General features: G+C 37.3%; 21 protein-coding genes, 1 tRNA gene, 1 pseudogene, 1 riboswitch and 1 other annotated feature. Of the genes and pseudogenes, 21 read left to right on the top strand and 2 right to left on the bottom strand.

Features of this window, described 5'->3' with window-relative positions:
- The first annotated feature begins 113 nt into the window (after nt 1–113).
- The 15 genes and pseudogenes from ON15_RS03305 to ON15_RS03370 all read left to right on the top strand — a co-directional run bounded on the left by ON15_RS03305 (nt 114) and on the right by ON15_RS03370 (nt 17,203).
- Nucleotides 114–422, top strand: coding sequence for a hypothetical protein (locus tag ON15_RS03305; RefSeq protein ID WP_010580064.1), 309 nt, complete (start codon nt 114–116; stop codon nt 420–422).
- Between the two features lie 147 nt (nt 423–569).
- Nucleotides 570–1,469 carry a phosphate ABC transporter substrate-binding protein gene (locus ON15_RS03310; protein ID WP_010580065.1) on the top strand — a complete coding sequence of 300 codons (900 nt, stop codon included), beginning with the start codon at nt 570–572 and terminating at the stop codon, nt 1,467–1,469.
- 258 nt (nt 1,470–1,727) lie between these two features.
- A complete protein-coding gene (gene pstC, locus ON15_RS03315) occupies nt 1,728–2,651 on the top strand; it encodes a phosphate ABC transporter permease subunit PstC (RefSeq protein WP_010580066.1) in 924 nt (307 codons plus the stop codon).
- Nucleotides 2,648–3,541 (top strand): phosphate ABC transporter permease PstA, encoded by an 894-nt coding sequence (gene pstA / locus ON15_RS03320; protein WP_010580067.1) that lies wholly within the window; start codon nt 2,648–2,650, stop codon nt 3,539–3,541. The genes pstC and pstA overlap by 4 nt, the downstream gene beginning before the upstream one ends.
- 10 nt (nt 3,542–3,551) lie before the next feature.
- A complete protein-coding gene (gene pstB / locus ON15_RS03325) occupies nt 3,552–4,361 on the top strand; it encodes a phosphate ABC transporter ATP-binding protein PstB (RefSeq protein WP_010580068.1) in 810 nt (269 codons plus the stop codon).
- 14 nt (nt 4,362–4,375) lie between these two features.
- Complete coding sequence (gene pstB / locus ON15_RS03330) at nt 4,376–5,131, top strand: phosphate ABC transporter ATP-binding protein PstB (RefSeq protein ID WP_010580069.1); 756 nt, start codon at nt 4,376–4,378, stop codon at nt 5,129–5,131.
- Between the two features lie 21 nt (nt 5,132–5,152).
- A complete protein-coding gene (gene phoU, locus ON15_RS03335; RefSeq protein ID WP_010580070.1) occupies nt 5,153–5,812 on the top strand; it encodes a phosphate signaling complex protein PhoU in 660 nt (219 codons plus the stop codon).
- A 235-nt stretch (nt 5,813–6,047) separates the two neighbouring features.
- On the top strand, nt 6,048–6,527 hold the full coding sequence (locus ON15_RS03340; protein ID WP_010580071.1) for a FeoA family protein: 480 nt from the start codon (nt 6,048–6,050) through the stop codon (nt 6,525–6,527).
- Nucleotides 6,524–8,658, top strand: a pseudogene (gene feoB / locus ON15_RS03345) (ferrous iron transport protein B). Before ON15_RS03340 ends, feoB begins: the two are co-directional and overlap by 4 nt.
- Nucleotides 8,655–8,825, top strand: coding sequence for a hypothetical protein (locus tag ON15_RS11590; protein ID WP_010580072.1), 171 nt, complete (start codon nt 8,655–8,657; stop codon nt 8,823–8,825). The pseudogene feoB and the gene ON15_RS11590 overlap by 4 nt, the downstream one beginning before the upstream one ends.
- 105 nt (nt 8,826–8,930) lie before the next feature.
- The gene (fba, locus tag ON15_RS03350; RefSeq protein WP_010580073.1) at nt 8,931–9,794 is read left to right on the top strand and encodes a class II fructose-1,6-bisphosphate aldolase; all 864 of its coding nucleotides are present in this window, start codon (nt 8,931–8,933) and stop codon (nt 9,792–9,794) included.
- Between the two features lie 100 nt (nt 9,795–9,894).
- Nucleotides 9,895–9,976: riboswitch (SMK box riboswitch) on the top strand.
- Nucleotides 9,976–11,166: a methionine adenosyltransferase gene (metK, locus tag ON15_RS03355; RefSeq protein WP_010580074.1), complete on the top strand. Its 1,191-nt coding sequence runs from the start codon at nt 9,976–9,978 to the stop codon at nt 11,164–11,166. Its footprint overlaps the riboswitch before it by 1 nt.
- A 57-nt stretch (nt 11,167–11,223) precedes the next feature.
- Nucleotides 11,224–11,444 (top strand) — a binding site (T-box leader).
- A 55-nt stretch (nt 11,445–11,499) separates the two neighbouring features.
- On the top strand, nt 11,500–13,914 hold the full coding sequence (gene leuS, locus ON15_RS03360) for a leucine--tRNA ligase (protein ID WP_010580075.1): 2,415 nt from the start codon (nt 11,500–11,502) through the stop codon (nt 13,912–13,914).
- Nucleotides 13,915–14,107: 193 nt separating this feature from the next.
- Entirely contained in the window at nt 14,108–15,454 is a 1,347-nt protein-coding gene (locus ON15_RS03365; RefSeq protein WP_010580076.1) for an amino acid permease, read from the top strand.
- An 84-nt stretch (nt 15,455–15,538) separates the two neighbouring features.
- Complete coding sequence (locus ON15_RS03370; protein ID WP_010580077.1) at nt 15,539–17,203, top strand: putative polysaccharide biosynthesis protein; 1,665 nt, start codon at nt 15,539–15,541, stop codon at nt 17,201–17,203.
- A 58-nt stretch (nt 17,204–17,261) separates the two neighbouring features.
- Here ON15_RS03370 and ON15_RS03375 read toward each other — a convergent pair whose 3' ends face one another.
- Complete coding sequence (locus ON15_RS03375) at nt 17,262–18,107, bottom strand: NAD(P)H-hydrate dehydratase (RefSeq protein WP_010580078.1); 846 nt, start codon at nt 18,105–18,107, stop codon at nt 17,262–17,264.
- A gap of 186 nt (nt 18,108–18,293) precedes the next feature.
- Here ON15_RS03375 and ON15_RS03380 point away from each other — a divergent pair, with 186 nt between their 5' ends.
- Nucleotides 18,294–18,539, top strand: coding sequence for a hypothetical protein (locus tag ON15_RS03380; protein WP_010580079.1), 246 nt, complete (start codon nt 18,294–18,296; stop codon nt 18,537–18,539).
- A 62-nt stretch (nt 18,540–18,601) separates the two neighbouring features.
- The gene (locus ON15_RS03385) at nt 18,602–18,889 is read left to right on the top strand and encodes a hypothetical protein (protein ID WP_010580080.1); all 288 of its coding nucleotides are present in this window, start codon (nt 18,602–18,604) and stop codon (nt 18,887–18,889) included.
- 5 nt (nt 18,890–18,894) lie between these two features.
- On the opposite strand, the gene ON15_RS03390 is transcribed toward ON15_RS03385, so the two are convergent.
- Nucleotides 18,895–19,347: a universal stress protein gene (locus ON15_RS03390; protein ID WP_010580081.1), complete on the bottom strand. Its 453-nt coding sequence runs from the start codon at nt 19,345–19,347 to the stop codon at nt 18,895–18,897.
- Between the two features lie 148 nt (nt 19,348–19,495).
- Here ON15_RS03390 and ON15_RS03395 point away from each other — a divergent pair.
- The 4 genes from ON15_RS03395 to ON15_RS03410 all read left to right on the top strand — a co-directional run bounded on the left by ON15_RS03395 (nt 19,496) and on the right by ON15_RS03410 (nt 21,048).
- Nucleotides 19,496–19,579: transfer RNA gene (locus tag ON15_RS03395), tRNA-Leu, on the top strand.
- Between the two features lie 316 nt (nt 19,580–19,895).
- The gene (locus ON15_RS03400; RefSeq protein WP_010580082.1) at nt 19,896–20,177 is read left to right on the top strand and encodes a hypothetical protein; all 282 of its coding nucleotides are present in this window, start codon (nt 19,896–19,898) and stop codon (nt 20,175–20,177) included.
- A 67-nt stretch (nt 20,178–20,244) separates the two neighbouring features.
- Nucleotides 20,245–20,697, top strand: coding sequence for a universal stress protein (locus tag ON15_RS03405; protein ID WP_010580083.1), 453 nt, complete (start codon nt 20,245–20,247; stop codon nt 20,695–20,697).
- Between the two features lie 12 nt (nt 20,698–20,709).
- Nucleotides 20,710–21,048: a hypothetical protein gene (locus ON15_RS03410; protein ID WP_010580084.1), complete on the top strand. Its 339-nt coding sequence runs from the start codon at nt 20,710–20,712 to the stop codon at nt 21,046–21,048.
- Nucleotides 21,049–21,052 lie beyond the last annotated feature (4 nt).

Genomic DNA, 21,052 nt, shown 5'->3' on the forward strand with positions numbered 1-21,052 from the left:
TGATTGTCAAATTCAAATTAATCAGTCTTAGTGGACGATTAAAGTCTTTCAACTAAACTTAAAATTGGGATAATATATAATATGAAGTTTAAAGATTGAAGGAGGAAAGAAACTTGAAAAGTCATGAGACATTGACATTGATTGAAGAAATTACTTTAAATGATGGGACCAGTTATTTTGAGATTTCAAATATGGTTCAAAATGGACGAGCAGAGTTAGCTGCGATTCGGGGAATGATAAAAAGTGTCAGAATTTTGCAATTAAATATCCCGCATTCCAGCAGTGTGATTGCATATGAAAATTATATCAACGAGAATTTCGAAATGCCACCGGAGAACTTTGATCATTTTGAACGGTGGCAAAGAACACCAGCAATGGAAAAAGTCGTTGAACAAATTTTACAAGAGAATCATATCGCTTAAAAACCTAATAAGTGCAATTTTTAGAAGCCGAGTTAATTTCTTTAACTCAGTTTTTTTTGTATTTACATAACCGTTACAATAACATGTATTTCTTCTTTACATTCAAATCATACAATGAATATGTAACAAGAAAGGGAAGAAAGAAAAATGAAAAAACTAACAAAAATTGCCACAATTATTCTTGCTAGCTCTGCATTATTAGTTGGATGCGGAAAATCAAATTCGAGTTCGAATGCTTCAGCTAAAAGCAATTCAAGTACCCAGGTTTCGGGGAAAATTACGATTGTTGGTTCAACAGCTCTTCAACCACTAGTTGAAAAAGCCGCTGAGAATTTTCAAACTGACAACTCAAAAGTTAATATTACTGTTCAAGGTGGTGGCTCAGGAACTGGTTTGAGTCAAGTTCAGTCAGGGGCAGTAACTGTTGGGAATTCTGATATTTTTGCTGAACAGCAAAGTGGAATCAAAGCTAATAAATTAGTTGATCATAAAGTTGCAGTGGTTGGTATGGCTCCGGTTGTTAACAAAGAAGCTGGCGTTAAAAATGTTACAATGAAGCAATTACGGGATATTTTTACCGGTAAAATTACTAATTGGAAACAAGTTGGTGGCAAAGACCAAAGTATTGTTTTGATCAATCGTCCCGAAGGCAGTGGTACGCGAGCAACTTTTGAAGGTGCAGTTATGGATGGACAAACTGCTAAGAAATCTCAAGAGCAGGATTCCAATGGGACTGTTCAAAAAATGGTTGCCCAAACGCCAGGTGCCGTTAGTTATCTAGCCTTTTCCTATATTAAGTCGGATATTCAACCACTTTCGATCAATGGTGTTAAGCCAACTGATGCTAATGTAACCAACAATAAGTGGAAGATCTGGTCTTATGAACATATGTATACGAAGGGCCAACCAAACAAAGCTACTAAAGCCTTTTTAAACTATATGGTTTCTGATAAGGTTCAAAAGAGTCTAGTCAAAGATCTTGGCTATATTTCAATTAGTAACATGCATGTTGCTAAGAATGCTGCAGGAAAGGTAACTACAAAATAAAGAAATCGGTGAACTGAATGACAGTTGCGCTGACTATTTTACAAATAGGATTATTTATTATAACAGCAATCGCTTTAATTGCTTATATTCATCTAGAATTAAATTGGTCACAATTTCTTGAAGTCACTGGTGGGCTAATAATTTTCGAAGTGACTGGCTGGCTGATTTGGCAGTTATTGGTTTGAAGTTTTTGGGGAGTGAACAACAGTGAACAACTGTTTGGTTGACTCCCAAATTTTGGTAGAAAGGTGAATTTTTATGGACCCGATTAAAAATAAGATCCAAAATACTTCCAAAGAAACTCGACAGGATCTTTATGGCAGAATTATTTCTTACAGCTGTATTATTTTGATTGTTGTGGTTGTCTTATCAATCTTTTTCTTTGTCGCTTCAAAAGGAATTGCAACTTTTACTATCAATCATGTCAATCTTTGGAATTTTTTAAGCGGTAAAAACTGGAATCCAGCTGTAACTGATGATAGTGGACACGCTGAATTAGGAGCTTTGCCAATGATTGTCGGTTCCTTTGGGGTAACTTTTTTGGCAGCTTTATTTGCAACCCCGTTTGCAGTTGGAACAGCACTTTACATGACAGAAATTGCCTCGCATCGTGATGAAAAGTTTTTGCAAAGTGTTGTCGAATTATTAGTTGGCATCCCCTCAGTTGTCTACGGCTTTATTGGATTGTCAGTTGTTGTACCTTTTATTAGGCATCATTTTGGCGGCTCAGGTTATGGAATTTTATCTGGAGCGATTGTGCTGTTTGTGATGGTTTTACCAACAATTACTTCAATGACAGTTGACAGCTTGCGGGCTGTTCCAAGATTTTATAAAGAGGCATCATTAGCTTTAGGTGCGACAAAATGGCAAACAATTTACAAAGTTATTTTAAGAGCTGCAACTTCGGGAATTTTGACTGCTATTATTTTTGGAATGGCTCGAGCATTTGGTGAAGCCTTGGCAGTTCAAATGGTAATCGGAAATAACGCCGTCATGCCAAAGGGGTTGTTTTCATCTGCATCCACGCTAACAAGTGTTTTAACAATGGGAATCGGTAATACGGTTATGGGGACAGTCAGCAACAATGCGCTCTGGTCGTTAGCACTGATTTTATTGCTGATGTCATTAGTTTTTAATATTATTGTTCGACTGATTGGTCGCAAAGGGAGGATGCAGTCATGAAAACTAAAGTTGAAAATCAAGTAGCCCTGGCGATTATCAGATTGATTGCGATTTTAGTGGTGGTGATCTTAGCTTTCTTACTTGGTGATATTTTACTCGCAGGCGTTCCACATATTTCTTGGCATTTTTTAACGGCTCCTTCACAATCATTTACTAGTGGTGGTGGAATTGGAATTCAGCTGTTCAATTCGATCTATCTGTTGGTTTTGACATTGATCATTTCTTTTCCAATTTCATTAGGCGCGGGAATCTTTTTGGCTGAGTATGCACCTAAAAATTTTTTAACGGCAATTGTTCGGATGGCAATCGAAGTTTTGAGTTCGCTGCCTTCGGTTGTCGTTGGCTTATTTGGCTTTTTGCTATTTGTAGTCCAGTTAAAAATGGGTTTTTCAATTTTATCTGGAGCAATTGCGTTGACTTTTTTCAATTTGCCTTTGTTAACCAGAAATATTGAGGAATCATTGGCCGCGGTACCAACCTTGCAACGCGAGGCGGGCATGGCATTGGGCCTCTCTAAATGGCGGACGGTTACTCGGATCATTTTGCCGGAAGCCTTACCTGGTATTATTACGGGAGTAGTTTTAGGTGCTGGTCGTGTTTTTGGCGAAGCAGCTGCCTTGATTTATACAGCTGGCCAAAGCGCAACAAACATCGACTTTACACAGTGGAATCCACTTAATTCAGCCAGTCCATTGAATATGATGCGCCCAGCTGAAACTTTGGCAGTTCATATTTGGAAAATTAATTCAGAAGGCGTCATGCCTGATGCTAATGCGGTTTCGGCTGGTTCGTCAGCAGTCTTGATTATTGCGGTACTCTTGTTTAATTTGCTGGCTCGGGTTTTAGGAAATGCTTTGTATCGCAAATTAACTGCATCTAAGACCAATTAGGAGGAACAAAATGACAATTAGCAAGTATGATTTAAGTCAGACAGCCATTTTACCACTCAAACAAAAAGATCGCGAATTAGCCCTTAAAACACAAAATTTACAAGTCTTTTATGGTAAAAACCAGGCAATTTTTGGAGAAAATTTGGCGTTTGAAAGATTTAAAATTACTTCTTTGATTGGTGCTTCTGGTTCTGGTAAATCAACATTTTTACGATCCTTAAATCGGATGAATGATGGGATAGCACGGGTCACCGGAAAAATTTTCTATCGTGGTTTAGACATCAATTCACAGAATATTAATGTTTATGAAGTCCGTAAGCACATTGGCATGGTTTTTCAGCGACCTAATCCGTTTTCAAAATCGATTCGTGACAACATTACTTTTGCGTTGCGCCAAAATGGATTGAAGGATAAAGAACAATTAGCGGCTAGTGTTGAATCAAGTTTAAAAGATGCAGCCTTATGGGATGAAGTTAAAGACGAGCTTGACAAAAGTGCATGGGCTTTATCTGGCGGCCAGCAGCAGCGCTTATGCATTGCCAGAACAATTGCGATGAAGCCAGATATTTTGTTACTTGATGAACCGGCTAGTGCTTTAGACCCAATTTCAACTAGTAAAATTGAAGAAACTTTGGTTGAACTCAAGCAAAAATATACAATTATTATTGTGACGCATAATATGCAGCAAGCTTCGCGGATCAGTGATTATACAGCCTTCTTTCATTTGGGACATATTATCGAGTATGATAAGACTAAACATATTTTTACAAATCCTAGAATTCAAGCAACCAATGATTATATTTCCGGAAACTTTGGTTGAGAGGGGCAGCAGTAATGAATGAATTTATTGAGACAAAAGATGTGCATTTGTATTATGGTGAAAAGGAAGCCTTAAAGGGAATCAATCTCAGTTTCCCGGCCAGAGGAATCAATGCCTTGATTGGACCATCGGGTTGTGGGAAATCAACTTATTTGCGAACCTTGAATCGAATGAATGATTTAATTCCTGGGGTTACGATGACTGGCAGTGTCCAGATCAATGGTCAAAATGTTTATAGTCCTAAAACTGATACAGTTGAATTACGTAAGAAAGTTGGAATGGTCTTTCAACAACCAAATCCATTTCCTTTTTCAATTTATGAAAATGTAACTTATGGTTTACGGATTGCCGGAATCAAAGATAAACAGTTACTAGATGAACGAGTTGAAGAAAGTTTAAAACAAGCAGCTGTTTGGGATGAGGTCAAGGATACACTACACAAGAGTGCCCTTTCACTCTCCGGTGGTCAGCAGCAGCGAGTTTGCATTGCCCGCGTGTTGGCAGTGAAGCCGGATGTCATTTTACTAGATGAACCAACCAGTGCGCTTGATCCAGTTTCCAGTGGCCTGATTGAAGATATGTTACTGGCAATTCGTGACAATTATACGATCATTATCGTGACGCATAATTTGCAGCAGGCTTCCCGGATTTCAGATCGTACAGCTTTCTTTTTAAATGGAGAACTAATTGAGAGTGGTCAAACTAAGCAAATTTTTATGCAACCACAAAAAAAGGCAACTGATGATTACATCAGTGGCCGCTTTGGTTAAGATATACGAGGAGGAAATAAAATGGCTAAGATTTTGTTGAAGCAGCTAAAAAGTCTGCATCAAGATTTTGCAACAATGGGACTTGAGATTGCAACTGCTTTGCAGCAGGCAGCACAAGCTTTTCGGGCTAAAGATCAAAAACTTGCACAAATCGTGATTGACCATGATGAAAAAATCAATGAGCAGGAAATTTATTTGGAAAAAAAAGCCACCCAGGTTATTGCTCTCCAGCAGCCAGTTTCTAATGATTTGCGAATTTTGATTACGATTTTAAAAGCCAGTTCTGACTTAGAACGAATTGGCGATCATGTGGCTAAATTTGCGCAAGCAGCCTTGAAAATTCCTGCCGAAAAGAAAAATTCAATTATTGAAGATGCGATTACCAAAATGAGCCAGCATGATCACCAGATGTTGCAAAAAATTATTCAAGCATACATCGACAATGATGAAAGCGCCGCGCAGGAAATTGCTAAATCAGATTTAGAAACGGATCATTACTTACGTTTGATTCGGCAAGAAGCCATGAGTACTATGCAAAATGATCCAGATTTTGTCAGTGTTGGGACAGAGTATGTGGTGGTTGCGGCTCATCTGGAACGAATCGGTGATTATGTAACCAATGTGGCTGAATGGATTGTTTATACAAATAGTGGGAAAATTGTTGAATTAGGTTTTCATTAGGTTAAAAAGATTCATCCACTTAAGAGAGAATCGGTTAGCAGAGCGAGTTAGTTTTTAATTTCGAAACAGCGTCAAAGCTAAATTTAAAAAATTCAAAAGAAAGTTTGTGGCAAACTAAGGCAATTCAATTTTGTCTTAGTTTTTTTGTTTTTGAAAAATGATTGAATTTTTGATGAGAATATGCTAATTTTAAATTAAATGAAAATCATTCTCATTTACGAATGGAAGTGCCTGGATGGAATCTTTAGCAGCAATAAAAGAAAAAGGAAAATATATTGTCGTAGATATTATTGGTGAACCGCATTTTGTCCGTCGGTTAGCAGAAATGGGATTAGTAGTTAATTCAAATTTAACCGTGATTTCTATATTGCAAAATGAAAGCGGGTTGGTTGCTTTTTTAAAAGGTCAGCGGCTCGCAATCAGTGGTTCATTAGCGAGTAACATTTTGGTCAAAGAAATTGATGAGCTTGATGATTTACAGATTGAACCACTGGCACAACTGGAAATTGGCAAGTCAGCGGTTGTCAGCAAAATAATCGGTGAACGGCCGGTTAGAAGACGGTTGATGGATATGGGCTTGACTAAAAACACTGTGATTAAGATTTTGAGAGTTGCTCCTTTAGGCGACCCAATTGAACTAGTACTCCGAGGATATAAATTAAGTATTCGCAAGCAAGAGGCTGAATATATTATGGTGCGGGAGGTGCTTGAATGAAAATCGTTGCTTTGGCTGGAAATCCTAATAGCGGGAAAACAACGCTTTTTAATCTTTTAACTGGCTCAAACCAATCTGTTGGTAATTGGCCAGGAGTAACAGTTGAAAAAAAGCAAGGACCATATCGAAAAGCTAAAGAAGTCATGATTCAAGATCTGCCGGGAATTTATTCCTTATCGCCTTATACAGCTGAAGAAGTGGTTTCACGAAAGTATTTGATTGAACAAGGTCCAGATTTGGTGATCAATATTGTGGATGCTACTAATATTGAACGTAATCTTTATTTGACCTTGCAACTGTTGGAAACAGGGCAACCGTTGATGGTTTCCTTAAATATGATCGATCTTTTAAAAAAGCAGCGTCGGAAAATCAACTTAAAAAAATTAGCTTATCTTTTATCAGTTCCGGTAATTGCAATCTCAGCTTTAAAGAAGAAAAATATTGATAATTTGCAACGACAAGCAGAACATTCGTTAACTGAACGGCCAACTTATCCGCAACTGCAATATGATGAACGGTTAGAGTCAGCTTTAACGATGATTGAAAAAAATTTAACAGGAATTATTCCAGCAACTAAACTTCGCTGGTATGCAATTAAACTATTTGAGCGTGACGAACAAGTTAAACAAGAAATCAAGTTGGATGCGACCCGTCAAAAAGATATTGAACAGACTATTGATACAGCCGAAAAGCTCTTTCAGGATACAAGTGATAGTATTATGATCAATGCTCGTTATGAGTTGATTTCACGACTAGTTAAAATGTGTGTGATCGATGAAAATGATTTTGCGATGAGTTTTAGTGATCGAGTTGATATGGTGGTCACTAATCGCTGGTTAGCATTGCCAATCTTCTTTTTAGTTATGTGGGCGGTTTATTACTTGTCGATTCAAACAATTGGGACGATGGGCAGTGATTGGATTAATGATGTTTTATTTGGTAGCTTGATTCCTAACTTTGTTCAAGAATGTTTAGTAAAATGGCAGGTTGCTAGTTGGATGCAAGGATTGATTATTGATGGAATAGTTAACGGACTTGGCTCGATCTTAGGCTTTGTGCCGCAGATTATGATGCTGTTTTTATGTCTGGGTATCTTAGAAGATTGCGGTTATATGGCCAGGATTGCTTTTGTTATGGATCGGATCTTTCATCGTTTTAATTTGTCCGGCAAATCATTTATTCCAATGCTGATTTCAACTGGCTGCGGAGTGCCAGGCATTATGGCAACTAGGACAATTGAAAATGAAAAAGACCGCAAAATGACGATCATGTTGACAACTTTTATGCCTTGTTCGGCAAAATTAACAGTTATTGCTTTAGTTTCAGGAACCTTTTTTCCCGATCAAAGCTGGGTTGCGCCGTCAGCTTACTTTTTAGGGATGGTCGCAGTAGTTGGCTCGGGAATTTTTTTAAAAAAGACTAAATTATTTGCCGGTCCGCCGCTTCCGTTCGTCATGGAACTGCCAGCCTATCATTTTCCGAAGCCAGCGAATGTTGGCCGCCAGGTTTTGAATCGAGCTGATAGCTTTATTAAAAAGCGGGAACAATTATTTTTGCTTCTTGTGTGTTAGTCTGGTTTTTCTCAAGCTTTAACTTTTTATTACAGCCGGTGGGACAAAATCACAGTATGCTGCGCTATTTGGGGATGGCGTTATCACCGTTGTTTGCACCACTTGGTTTTGGTGACTGGCATACAACCGTTGCTGTTTTGGCAGGCTTGATTGCCAAGGAAAATTGTGTTGGGACTTTAAGAATTACGTTTGGAAATGCAACAGCAGCCGGTTTTATGGCAACTTTGCGAGAGACTTATTCGCCAATCGCGGGCTACTCATTTTTAGTTTTCAATTTGTTATGTGCGCCTTGTTTTGCAGCAATTGGTACTATGTACAAAGAATTTGGAGACACAAAATGGACGTTGCGGGCGGTGGCTTATCAAACAGCTTTAGCCTATATCGTTGCGATGTTGATTTATCAAGGCTATCAGGTAATCATTGGTCAGGGTGATTGGTTTAATGAATTGTTGACTGGAGTTGCAACAGCCGTGATCGGATATGGGCTTTTAATCAAGAAAGATCAAAATGAAGATTTGAATAATTTACCAGCAGATATACAGGAAGGAGCTTCAAAATGATTGCAACAATTATCTTAGCAGTCGGAATTTTTTCAGGGGTTGGTTATATCATTTATACACGTTTTATTAAGCGCAGCCATGCAGCTGGATGCCATAATTGTGATGATCTTGGTTGCCCGTTAGTTGATCCTATTAAGCTTAAGCAACAGACTCATTTGAAAAAGTGAGAAAACTTAGTGAAAAAATTTTCAATTATATACTGCGTTTTCATTTAATTTTGTGTTAAAATAAAGATGTACTCAAATGAGTAATATATTTTAGGAGGCTGTTTTATGTCATTCGTAAACGGTAATGAAATCTTTACTGCTGCTCGTAAGGGCCATTACGCAGTCGGTGCTTTTAACACAAACAACTTGGAATGGACGCGGGCTATTTTGAAAGGCGCACAAGAAACCAAGACACCTGTTTTGATTCAGGTTTCAATGGGTGCTGCAAAATACATGGGCGATTACAAGCTAGTTAAGAACTTAGTTGAAAACGAAATGCGTGTTATGAACATCACTGTACCAGTTATTATGCATCTTGATCATGGCAACTATGAAGCTGCTAAAGAATGTATTGAAGCTGGATATACTTCAGTTATGTTTGATGGTCATGATTTGCCATTTGCAGAAAACCTTGAGAAAACCAAGGAAATTGTTAAATTAGCACATGCTAAAAATATTTCTGTTGAAGCTGAAGTTGGTTCAATTGGTGGTACTGAAGATGGTATCGTTGGTTTAGGTGAATTAGCTGATGTTGAAGAAGCTAAAAAGATGGCAGCAACAGGTGTTGACTACTTAGCTTGTGGAATTGGCAATATTCATGGCAAATATCCTGCAAACTGGAAAGGTTTGAGCTTTGATCGTCTGAAAGAATTGGCTGATGCCATTGATACTCCTTTAGTTTTACATGGTGGTTCAGGTATTCCTAAGGAACAAGTTGTCAAAGCTATCAGCATGGGTATTTCGAAAGTTAATATCAATACTGAATGTCAATTATCATTTGCTGCAGCAACCCGTAAATACATTGAAGCTGGTAAAGATCAACAAGGCAAGGGCTATGACCCTCGTAAGCTATTAGCTGATGGAACACAAGCAATTACTGACACAGTCGAAGAAATCATTGGCTGGTTGGGAACTCCTGCAGTTAAGTAGTTTATATTTTTTAGTAAGAGCATTTCGTTCGAGGTGCTCTTTTTTTATACTCAATTTTGTAAACAAATTCTGATTGATTACTAAATTTGTGTTAAAATATTATTGTTACAGCACATTCCCGAAAGGATTCATTTTTAAGTGAAGATGCCTTGTAACCAAATTTTTGAATGGGGGAATTTATGTGTCAGAAAGACATTTATTTACGTCGGAATCGGTTTCTGAAGGACATCCCGATAAAATTGCCGATCAAATCAGCGACGCAATTTTGGATGCTTTGATTGCCAAGGATCCAGATGCACGAGTGGCTTGTGAAACAACTGTGACAACAGGCTTAGTGGTCGTGGTTGGCGAAATATCAACAAGTGCATACGTCGATATTTCCAAAGTAGTTCGTAAAACGATTAAGGAAATTGGTTATACTGATGGAAAATATGGTTTTGATGGTGATAATTGCGCTGTCATGACTTCAATTGATGAGCAGTCAGCGGATATTGCGCAAGGGGTTGATACCTCCTTGGAAATCCGAACTGGTGAAGTTGATCCACTTGATCAAATTGGTGCCGGAGATCAAGGAATGATGTTCGGTTATGCGATTAATGAAACACCTGAATTGATGCCACTGCCGATTGCTTTGAGTCATCGCTTAATGCGCAAAATTGCTCAGGTTCGTAAACAAGGGATTTTAAAATATCTTGGACCGGATGCTAAAGCTCAAGTCACAGTTGAATACGATGAGAACAATCAGCCAAGTCGGGTAGACACTGTAGTCTTATCGACTCAGCATGATGCGGATACTTCATTAGAGACAATTCGGCATGATGTCATTGAAAAAGTTATTAAAGCAGTTATTCCAGCTAAATATTTGGATGATAAAACAAAATATTTAGTGAATCCAACTGGCCGCTTTGTAATTGGTGGCCCGCAAGGTGATGCTGGTTTAACTGGCCGTAAAATCATCGTTGACACATATGGTGGCTATGCTCATCATGGCGGCGGTGCCTTTTCAGGTAAGGATCCAACAAAGGTTGATCGCTCGGCGAGTTATGCAGCTCGTTATATCGCTAAGAACATTGTGGCCGCTCAACTTGCTTCTCAAGTTGAGGTCCAGTTGGCTTATGCAATTGGAGTTGCTCAGCCAGTTTCAGTTTCAGTCAACACCTTTGGCACTAGCCAAATTTCAGATGAGAAGCTAGTAGCTGCAATTCGCCAGGTTTTTGATTTACGACCAGCAGGGATTATTAAAATGTTGGATTTGAAGCGGCCAATTTATAAACAAACAGCAGCTTATGGGCATTTTGGCCGAACAGACATTGATTTGCCATGGGAGCATATAGATAAGGTTGCGGATTTGAAAAAAGTTTTACAATTTTAGAAAGAAAAGATTTTTAGAAACAGTTGCATAGCAAACCAAGTTTTGTTATGATTAAATTAATATTTAATTAGAAGGATTAGTAGCTAAAATTAACATTTGGCAGAGAAAGTATCAGGGCTGGAAGTACTTATTTGTTAGTTTAGTGAACTCGCCTGCTGTATTTTCAATTGAACTTTTAGTAAATTGAAGCGGCTGTTTCACCGTTATCGAAATCAAAGTGCTGGTCATTTTGATCAGAAAATAGGTGGTACCGCGAGATAAATCTACTCGTCCTATATTGAGAGTCTCAATATAGGACTTTTTTAAACTTTGGAAGGGAATGAAATTTTTATAATGGCATACGATCATACAAAAATCGAAAAAAAGTGGCAACATTATTGGGAAACTCATAAAACCTTCAAAACAGTGGAGCATCCAGGAGAAAAAAAGTTTTACGCGCTTGATATGTTTCCTTATCCATCAGGACAGGGACTACATGTTGGTCATCCTGAAGGTTATACGGCAACGGATATTATTTCCCGCATGAAACGAATGCAGGGATATGATGTTTTGCATCCAATGGGATGGGATGCATTTGGCTTGCCAGCTGAACAATATGCCTTAAACACTGGTCATTCGCCACGTGAATTCACAAAGGAAAATATTAATAATTTTCGTCGGCAGATTAAGTCATTAGGGCTGTCTTATGATTGGGATCGTGAAATTAACACGACTGATCCGTCATACTACAAGTGGACTCAGTGGATTTTTGAAAAGTTGTATGAAAAAGGTTTAGCTTACGAGGCGGAAGTTCCAGTTAATTGGAGTCCAGATTTAGGAACGGTTGTTGCTAATGAGGAAGTTATTAATGGTAAGACTGAACGTGGTGGTTTTCCTGTTATCCGCAAGCCGATGCGTCAATGGGTTTTGAAGATCACAGCTTATGCTGATCGGCTGATTGAGGATCTCGATGATATTGATTGGCCAGAAAATATCAAGGAGCAACAGCGTAATTGGATTGGCCGCTCGGTTGGGGCTTCAATTCGCTTCAAAGTGGCCGGCAAAGAAAATCTTCAAATTGAAGTCTTTTCAACTCGGCCTGATACGATTTTTGGAGCGACTGGAATGGTTCTGGCACCGGAATTAGATATTGTTAAAGAATTAACAACACCTGAGCAAAAAGAAGCGGTTGAGCAATACGTTGATAAAGTTGCTCATAAATCTGATTTGGAACGGACGGATTTAGCCAAGGAAAAAACCGGGGTCTTCACTGGCAGTTATGTTGAAAATCCAGTTAATGGAAAAAAGGTACCGATCTGGATTGCTGACTATGTGTTAGCTACTTATGGAACTGGAGCAGTTATGGTGGTACCAGCACATGATGATCGTGACTATGAGTTTGCTAAGAAATTTGGCCTTGAGATTATTCCAGTTATTGACGGTGGAAACATTGAAAAGGAAGCTTATACTGGTGATGGAGTGCATATCAATTCTGGCTTTTTAAATGGTTTGGATAAGAATCAGGCTATTGATAAAATCATTGATTGGTTAAAAGAACATCAAATTGGTGAAAAGAAAGTTAACTATCATTTGCGTGATTGGTTATTCTCACGGCAACGTTATTGGGGTGAACCAATTCCAGTAATTCATTGGGAAGACGGTGAAACCACACTTGTTCCCGAAGATGAATTGCCTTTGCGTTTACCAAAGGAAACAAATATCAAGCCCTCTGGAACTGGAGAAAGTCCTTTAGCTAACTTGACTGATTGGGTAAATGTTGTCGACAAAAATGGGCGCAAGGGTAAACGGGAAACTAACACGATGCCGCAATGGGCTGGAAGTTCTTGGTATTTCTTGCGTTATGTTGATCCGCATAATCAAGGAGCAGTTGCTGATAAACAAAAGCTAAAGGAATGGATGCCGGTTGATTTGTACGTTGGTGGTGCTGAACATGCAGTGCTGCATTTATTGTACGCCCGTTTCTGGCATAAGTTCTTGTATGACTTAGGAGTTGTACCAACTAAGGAACCCTTCCAAAAGTTAGTCAACCAGGGAATGATTTTAGGCGACAACCATGAAAAAATGTCGAAATCTAAGGGTAATGTTATCAACCCAGATGATATTGTCAAACAATATGGAGCTGACACTCTCAGACTTTATGAAATGTTTATGGGACCGCTGGAAGCTGCAAAGCCATGGAGTGAAAAAGGATTAAATGGTGCAAACAAGTTTATTAAACGTGTCTGGCGTTTGTTGATTGATGATGAAGATAATTTACGTGATCGGGTTACTACTTTGAATGATGGCAAATTAGATTATATCTATAATCAGACGGTTAAAAAGGTAACGGAAGATTTCACAGCCATGCATTTTAATACGGCCATTTCACAATTAATGGTCTTTGTCAATGAAGCGTATAAAGTTGATGCGTTGCCGCTTGAGTACATGGAGGGTTTTGTTAAAATGCTTTCACCGGTGACTCCGCACATTGCTGAGGAATTATGGACAAAATTAGGCCATGTTGGAACGATTACTTATGAAGCTTGGCCAGCGTATGATAAAGCCAAGCTAGTTAAGGATGAAGTTCAAGTTGTTGTTCAAGTCAACGGCAAAGTTAGACAGCATTTGACGATTGCTAAAGATCTGCCAAAAGAAAAATTACAACAATTAGCTTTAAAAGCTGATCATGTTAAAAAGGCAATTGGTGATAAAAAAGTTGTTAAGCTGATCGTTGTTCCAAACAAAATTGTCAGCATTGTAGTTAAATAATTATTTACATTAAAGGAAAAAAAAGCCTAATCGATTTAGTTTCGGGGTTAAGAAAATCTCGAAAATGTCATGATAGGCTTTTTTATTTTTCAAGAAAGCTTGCTTTAAATTTATTTATTTAATATAATTTACAATATATTGTTAGATTTTAATTAATAATTTTTAATTTTTGAATCAAGGAGACTTAATCAAGATGAAGAATGAATTGTCACGAGGATTGACGCACCGACATGTGCAAATGATTGCAATTGGCGGAGCAATCGGGACAGGACTTTTCCTTGGCTCTGGCACAGCCATCAAAGAGGCTGGACCAGCTATTATTTTGGCCTATTTGGTTGCTGGGATAATCTGCTTTTTTATGATGAGAGCAATTGGTGAATTAGTTCTGTCAGATATTAAATTAACTTCCTTCATCGATTTTGTTCGGCGTTATATGGGAGATCGTTTTGAATTTGTAATTGGCTGGACATATTGGCTCTGCTGGGAAAGCTTAGCAATGGCTGATCTGACGGCTAGTGGGATTTATCTACGTTACTGGTTTCCGTTTATCCCACAGTGGGTAACTCCATTGATTATTATCGTTTGTCTATTAAGCTTTAATCTATTGAGTGTTGGTAGTTTTGGTGAATTAGAATCGTGGTTTGCTGGGATTAAAGTTTTTGCCATTATTGCTTTGATTATTACTGGAGTTGTCTTATTATTGATAGATGCCAAAGTTGGTGGTCACCAAGTTACTTTAAAGAATCTGGTTGTTAATGGTGGCTTTTTCCCAAAGGGGTGGGCGGGTTTTTTAGCTGCCTTTCCAATGGTAATTTTTGCTTTTACTGGTATTGAAATGGTTGGGCTGACTTCAGGTGAAACCGAAGATCCTGAGCACGATTTACCGCGGGCAATTAATAGTCTGCCAATCAGGATCGGTTTGTTTTATATTGGCTCAATGTTCGTTTTAATGTGTATTTATCCGTGGAATCAAATCACAACTACCTCAAGTCCATTTGTTCAAGTTTTTGCTGGAATCGGTGTTAAAGCGGCAGCTGGCCTGATCAATTTTGTTGTTTTAACAGCAGCATTGTCAGCTTGCAATAGTGCAATCTTTAGCACTAGTCGGACTTTATACGTCTTATCCAAGACTCATAAGGCTCCGCAATCATTTGGAACAACCAGCAACCGTAGTGTACCAGTCAAATCGCTGGTTTTCTCATCCTTAACATTGCTAATTATTGTTTTGTTGAATTATGTGGTGCCACAGACGGTTTTTGAAATAATTTCCGGGGTAGCAACTGTCAGTTTCATTTTTGTCTGGATTGTTTTAGTTATTTGTCATTATCGTTGTCGCAAGCAAAATCCTCAACTTGAAAAGAAATTTCCAATGCCATTTTTTCCATATTCGAATTATTTAACAATTATTTTCTTTGTTGCAGTCACAGTTCTGTTAGCTTTTGATCACAGTACTTTGATTTCATTACTTTTTGCAGTTTTGTGGCTACTTGTTTTGGGGCTAATCTACAGTTTAGTGATTGCTAAGCAAAAAAATAATTAGTTTAATTAATTTAAGGGTGATTGCATCTATACTTCAAACAGTTTAAAATTAACAAGATTAGTCTAGATGAAAGCAGGAAAGAAAATGGTTGAAAAACCAACTGATGAAAATGCTTCTCAACCAGTGACCACTAATCATCCTTCAGCAAAAGAAAAAATGCTGCGTGGTTCAGCCTGGATGACAGCAGGAAGTGTTTTTTCACGAATTTTAGGGGCAATTTATATTATTCCTTGGTATACATGGCTCGGTAAAGATAGTTTAGCTGGAAATGCTTTGTATACCAAAGGCTATACGCTATATAGTGTTTTTTTGATGATTTCAATTGCTGGGATTCCGTCTGCAGTTGCTAAGCAAGTAGCACATTATAATGCCCAAAATGAGTATGCTGTCGGTCAGCGATTATTTAAAAAGTCCTTGCTGGTGATGTTGGCTTTTGGCGTTATTGGGGCAACGGTAATGTGGTTAATTGCTCCGCTGTCGTTTATCTCTTTAGGGGAAAAAGATGTCATTCCAGTTTTTCGATCTTTGGCGGTGGCATTAATTGTTATTCCGGTTATGAGCTTGACGCGCGGTTTTTTTCAAGGATATCAAGATATGTTTCCTTCAGCTTTATCGCAATTAATTGAGCAGTTAGTTCGAATTATTTATATGCTGGTAACCATGTATTTGATCATGCAGATTTTACATGGTAATTATCAGTTGGCAATTATTCATTCAACTCTGGCAGCTTTTGTGGGTGCGTTAGGTGGATTGTCAATCTTGATCTGGTATTATTGGAGGAAACATGCTGAGTTACGGGCATTAGCGTTGCAAAGTGCCGGCAAGCTTCAAGTTAAGGATTCAAAGATTATTTATGATATGTTGGCTCAATCGGTACCGTTTGTTCTGATTGGTGCTTCAACAACTTTGTATAATCAGCTGGACTATTTTACTTTTAAACCAACTTTGACACGTTTTTCCAATGATAGTTTAAGAACAATTAATGATTTATATGCAATTTTTGCTGGCAATGATAATAAATTGATTATGATAATTGTTGCGTTAGCTTCAGCAATGGCTGCCACAGCAGTACCGTTATTATCTGCTGCCTATACTAAAAAAGATCAACAAGGAGTAGCGGATCAAATTGCGGATGCGTTAGAATTATTTATGATCATTATGCTGCCTTGTTCTTTAGGAATGGCGGCAGTAGCTAAACCGTTATACATTGTTTTCTACCAGTATAATTTTACTGGGATTTTTGTGCTGAGTTTTTCGGCATATATTGCTTTACCAATTGGTTTGTTTATTGTCCTTTCTTCACTCCTGCAAGGAATTTACCAAAATAAAAGGGCCGTTCAATATTTTCTAGTTGGTTTTTTGATAAAATTATTAGTTCAAGTGCCATTAACAATTTGCTTAAAAGCTTTTGGACCGCTTTTAGCAACCGGAATTGGTTTAATGGTTTCAAACATTTTAATGCTTAGATATTTTTATTTTGCTTGTCATTTAGATCTTAACCGTTTGCTTGGGCGATTCAATCAAATTTTAATCTTTTCACTACTGACTTTTTTGGTAGCTTTAGTCGTAATTTTCATTGCATCGCAAATGCTTGATTTGGAGTTTCGCTTAATTTCTTTTGTTGTCTTAGTACTTGCAGCTGGACTGGGGGCCTTTGTTTATCTTTACTGTTGTTTGAAGAGTCGCTTAGCCGATCAAGTTATTGGCCGCAGGGTGGCAGGTTTACGAAAAATCTTGCATATTAAATAACGAATGCCCGCCAAATGAATTGGTAGGCATTTTTGAAATGTGATTATTTTCAAGGCTTTTAAACCAAACTAGCTGATAACATAAAATTAGGTAAATTTTTAATAATTTGACTCGGTAAGACAACGTAATTGGTGGCAGATAGTTTTTGGGCAAGGGCACTATGGGTATAAACAGCCGCATCGACCACAGTTTCATAGGTTGTTTGATGGAATTGCCCTAGGAAAGCTGCAATGATGCCAGTTAAAGTGTCTCCCATTCCGCCTGTCGCCATATACGGGCCGCCGACGTTTAAATGGGCAATTGTACGATTTAGATGGTAAATCGTTGTTCCAAATTTTTTTAGGACGACCGTTGCCTGCAGTTCTTGTTGAACAGCTAAATTACGAGTATCAGTTTGTTTTTTGATTGGAATTTGGCTAACTCTTTGCCATTCCATTTGATGAGGAGTTAAAATTATTTTTTGCTTAGCAAATCTTTTAAACCAGTTTTGGTGATGGCTTAATATTGTTAAGGCTGAACCATCAATGATTAAAAATTGCCGACTTTGCAATTGAGTGAGTGTTTTCTTAAAAATTTTTTCAGCAGCAGAACTTTCCCCAAGCCCGGGGCCAATCACGATCACATCAGCTTGTTCAAGTGCAGCCGTAATTTGTTGATCATTTGCAAGATCAACGAACATTGCTTCGGGCACGATTGTATGCAAAGCTGAAAGGTTCTCGCGATAAGTTGCACAAGTCACTAATCCAGCGCCGGCATGAACAGCAGCACTCGAAGACATAATGATAGCACCACCAAAGTTTAAGTTGCCGCCGATGGTTAGGACTCTCCCATAATTACCCTTGTGACTTTCAAGTGGCCGCGAATGAATAACTTCTTTGAGAAGTTGATAATTTATTTCTGTCATATTTAATTCCTCCCTCGATAAGCTAATTATAATGATTTTAAAAGTTAATTTGTAACTTTTACCAGTAAAATATATTAATCTGCTTAATGTAATCAAGAAATTACGAACACTTTAGTTTTCGATTCTTTGAATTTTTGCCTTTTAAGCGTTAAAATTAATTTGAGAAATAATATAGGAGGCTTAAACATGCAAAAGAGTTTTATTAAAGAACTTGAAGCAAATGTGTTGACAGAAGATGGAAATTCAAAAACTTTCCTTGTACCCAGTAAAAGAGAACGATTAGCGGTAAAAATAGATAAGGATGTCTTGAAAAGGCTGTCAGACAAACGGAAACTTGAACGCATGTTAAAAAACTTAATAAAAATGAATTCTAAAAGTACAACTGAGGAAACTATTAATATTAATAAGCGCAATTTTCGAATTTTTATTTAACTAAAAATTGACATGAAAGGCTGTGATGAAAAATTCATCACAGCCTTACTTGGGGGGATATTATGTTTTTAACTACCGGTGATATTGATCGTTCGTATGTAATTTTGGGGATTATTAATACAACTGTTAAAAAATCTTTACGAGCTGATGAAATTGATCAAGTTGATGATTTTGATGATTTATTTACAGCTGCCAAAACAAAACTGTTAGATAAAGCAATCGGTAAAAATGGGGCTGGGGTGATTCAGGTTCGCTTTGTACCCCAGGTTGTAGAAGTTGGGGCTGGTCCTAAATACTTGTTACTGCATGCCTACGGAACAGCCGTTAAGTTTCCACATCAGATAAAATAATTGCGCTACCGAATTATCAATGAATCACAAGCAGCTGTTCGAATTACATAACTTGAAACTGAACCAGTAAAAATTCTTTGCAAATAGTTTTTAGTCGAGCTTCCTAAGATAATCAAATCATTGCGATATTCATCTGGGAACTCTTGGGCGATGATTGTTCGCGGATCTCCAAATCTTAAATGAACATGAACTTGGTAAACTGATGATCCAGCAGCTACTAATCGTTTTTTTATACGGTCTAATTGGCTGATAGCTTTTTCTTCAAAAAGATATAAATCATCATCAGAAGGAGCAGCATGGGTATTTCCAAATCCTACAATTGAACTATCTAAGACATAAAGAATATCGAGTTGAATATTATTTTCACGTGCGTAATCAGCAGCAACTTCCAGGGCTTTTTCAGCTGACCTGCTTCCATCATGCGCAACTAGAATTCTTTGATAAGGTTGTTGATTCATAACATCACTTCCTATAAAACTTTTGTTTATATAATAACATGGTTTGGAAGTTTTAAAAGCTAATTTTGATAGAAAGTAATTTTTTATTCTGGAAGTCTTGTTTCTGAATTTGAAATATTGTACAATTAGTTGTGTTGTTATTGCATTTGCCCTCGTGGCGGAATTGGCAGACGCGCAGCGTTCAGGTCGCTGTTTGGGTAACCAAGTACAGGTTCGACTCCTGCCGAGGGCATAATTAATGTAGTTTAGCAAAATGTTAGTAAAACAAATTGTCGATTTGATAGCATTTAGCGTTAGAGCTAGGTGCTATTTATTTTATTATGAGATTGAAGTTACTATTTTTAGTATTTATCAGTATTAGAGTGTTCAGTCTTTTTTTGATCTTAAGTGAGCGGTTTTTTGATCAGTGTGTAAAATAGGCTGAATGTGTCGCAAAGATGGTAATTTATTTTTATATGCTGTGCCTTGCATTCAGCTAGCTGTTAATTTACAATCTAAGTAAAATGTAAGCGTAAACATTAATTGATAATTGAGATGGGGTGAGAATTATGGTGAAAAATGTCTATCAACTTGATCGCGCCAGAATCTATTTGGGAGAAGTTCAAAAAGCAATCGAGTTTATTATTAATGATGACTGGTTTTTAGCTAATTTAACACTAAAAAGTTTAAAGGTGTCATGTCTTTCAGAGATAAAAAATAATGTATCTCAGACAAAAGATTATTTAAATTACTTAAGTTCAATGTCTCAATTGCTTGAGAAAAATGAGCATCAGCTTGAAAATCTAGTCAAAATTCGCAGTTTATGTTATAAATTTATGAAAAATGAATAGTTATTTAGCCTGCGGATTATAGATGATAATGGTATAATTTAACTAGGTAAAGAAAGAAGTGAGCAAAATGACACAATATTATCAAGAAATTTTGGTTCCAGTTGATGGATCAGAGAATGCTGAACATGCTTTAAAACAGGCGGTTCAGATTGCCAAGAGAAACAACTCACGTCTTGAAATTTTAAATGTGATCGATATTAGAAATTTTACCAATGCATTTGGCAGCATGCTGGACATGAATGGTGATATAGTGTATTCAACTTTTAATTCAGTTGAAAGCTATTTAAACAAATTGAAACAAGCAATCAAGCAGCAAGCTAATTTTGAGAATGTAAGGATTCATGCCCGGTTTGGTTCTCCAAGAGTGGTGATTGCAAACGACTTTTTAACTGACTATACAATTGATTTAATTGTGATGGGGAAGACTGGATCTAATCCAGTTGAAAGATTTTTAACCGGATCAGTTACTGATTATGTTACCAGAAATGCTAAATGCGATATAATTATTATCCATAAGTGAGGAGAGTGTGAATTGTCGATTTATGAATTAATAGGACTTTGTATTCTAGTTGGATTAATGGTTTATAACTTTAGACTTAGTCTGGCGGTCAAAAAACTAAAGCAGAAAATTGGTCAAGCAACCTTAATGAATTTAATGAATTCACAAAATCAACAGTTAATGGCAGTTGTCCATGAAAAAAAACGTTGGGGTATTTTAAGTGAAATTTTGATTTTTGCGAGTTTTATGATTGCAATTTTTGGTGGCAATTTATTGGTTTTGCTTTATTTTTTAATCTTATATACGATCACGACAATTTATATCAATCATCTTACTGAGAAAACTTTTAAAAATATTAGTAAATTAGACTAAAAAC

It is taken from the genome of Liquorilactobacillus vini DSM 20605, assembly GCF_000255495.1.
Classification (GTDB): Bacteria; Bacillota; Bacilli; order Lactobacillales; family Lactobacillaceae; genus Liquorilactobacillus; species Liquorilactobacillus vini.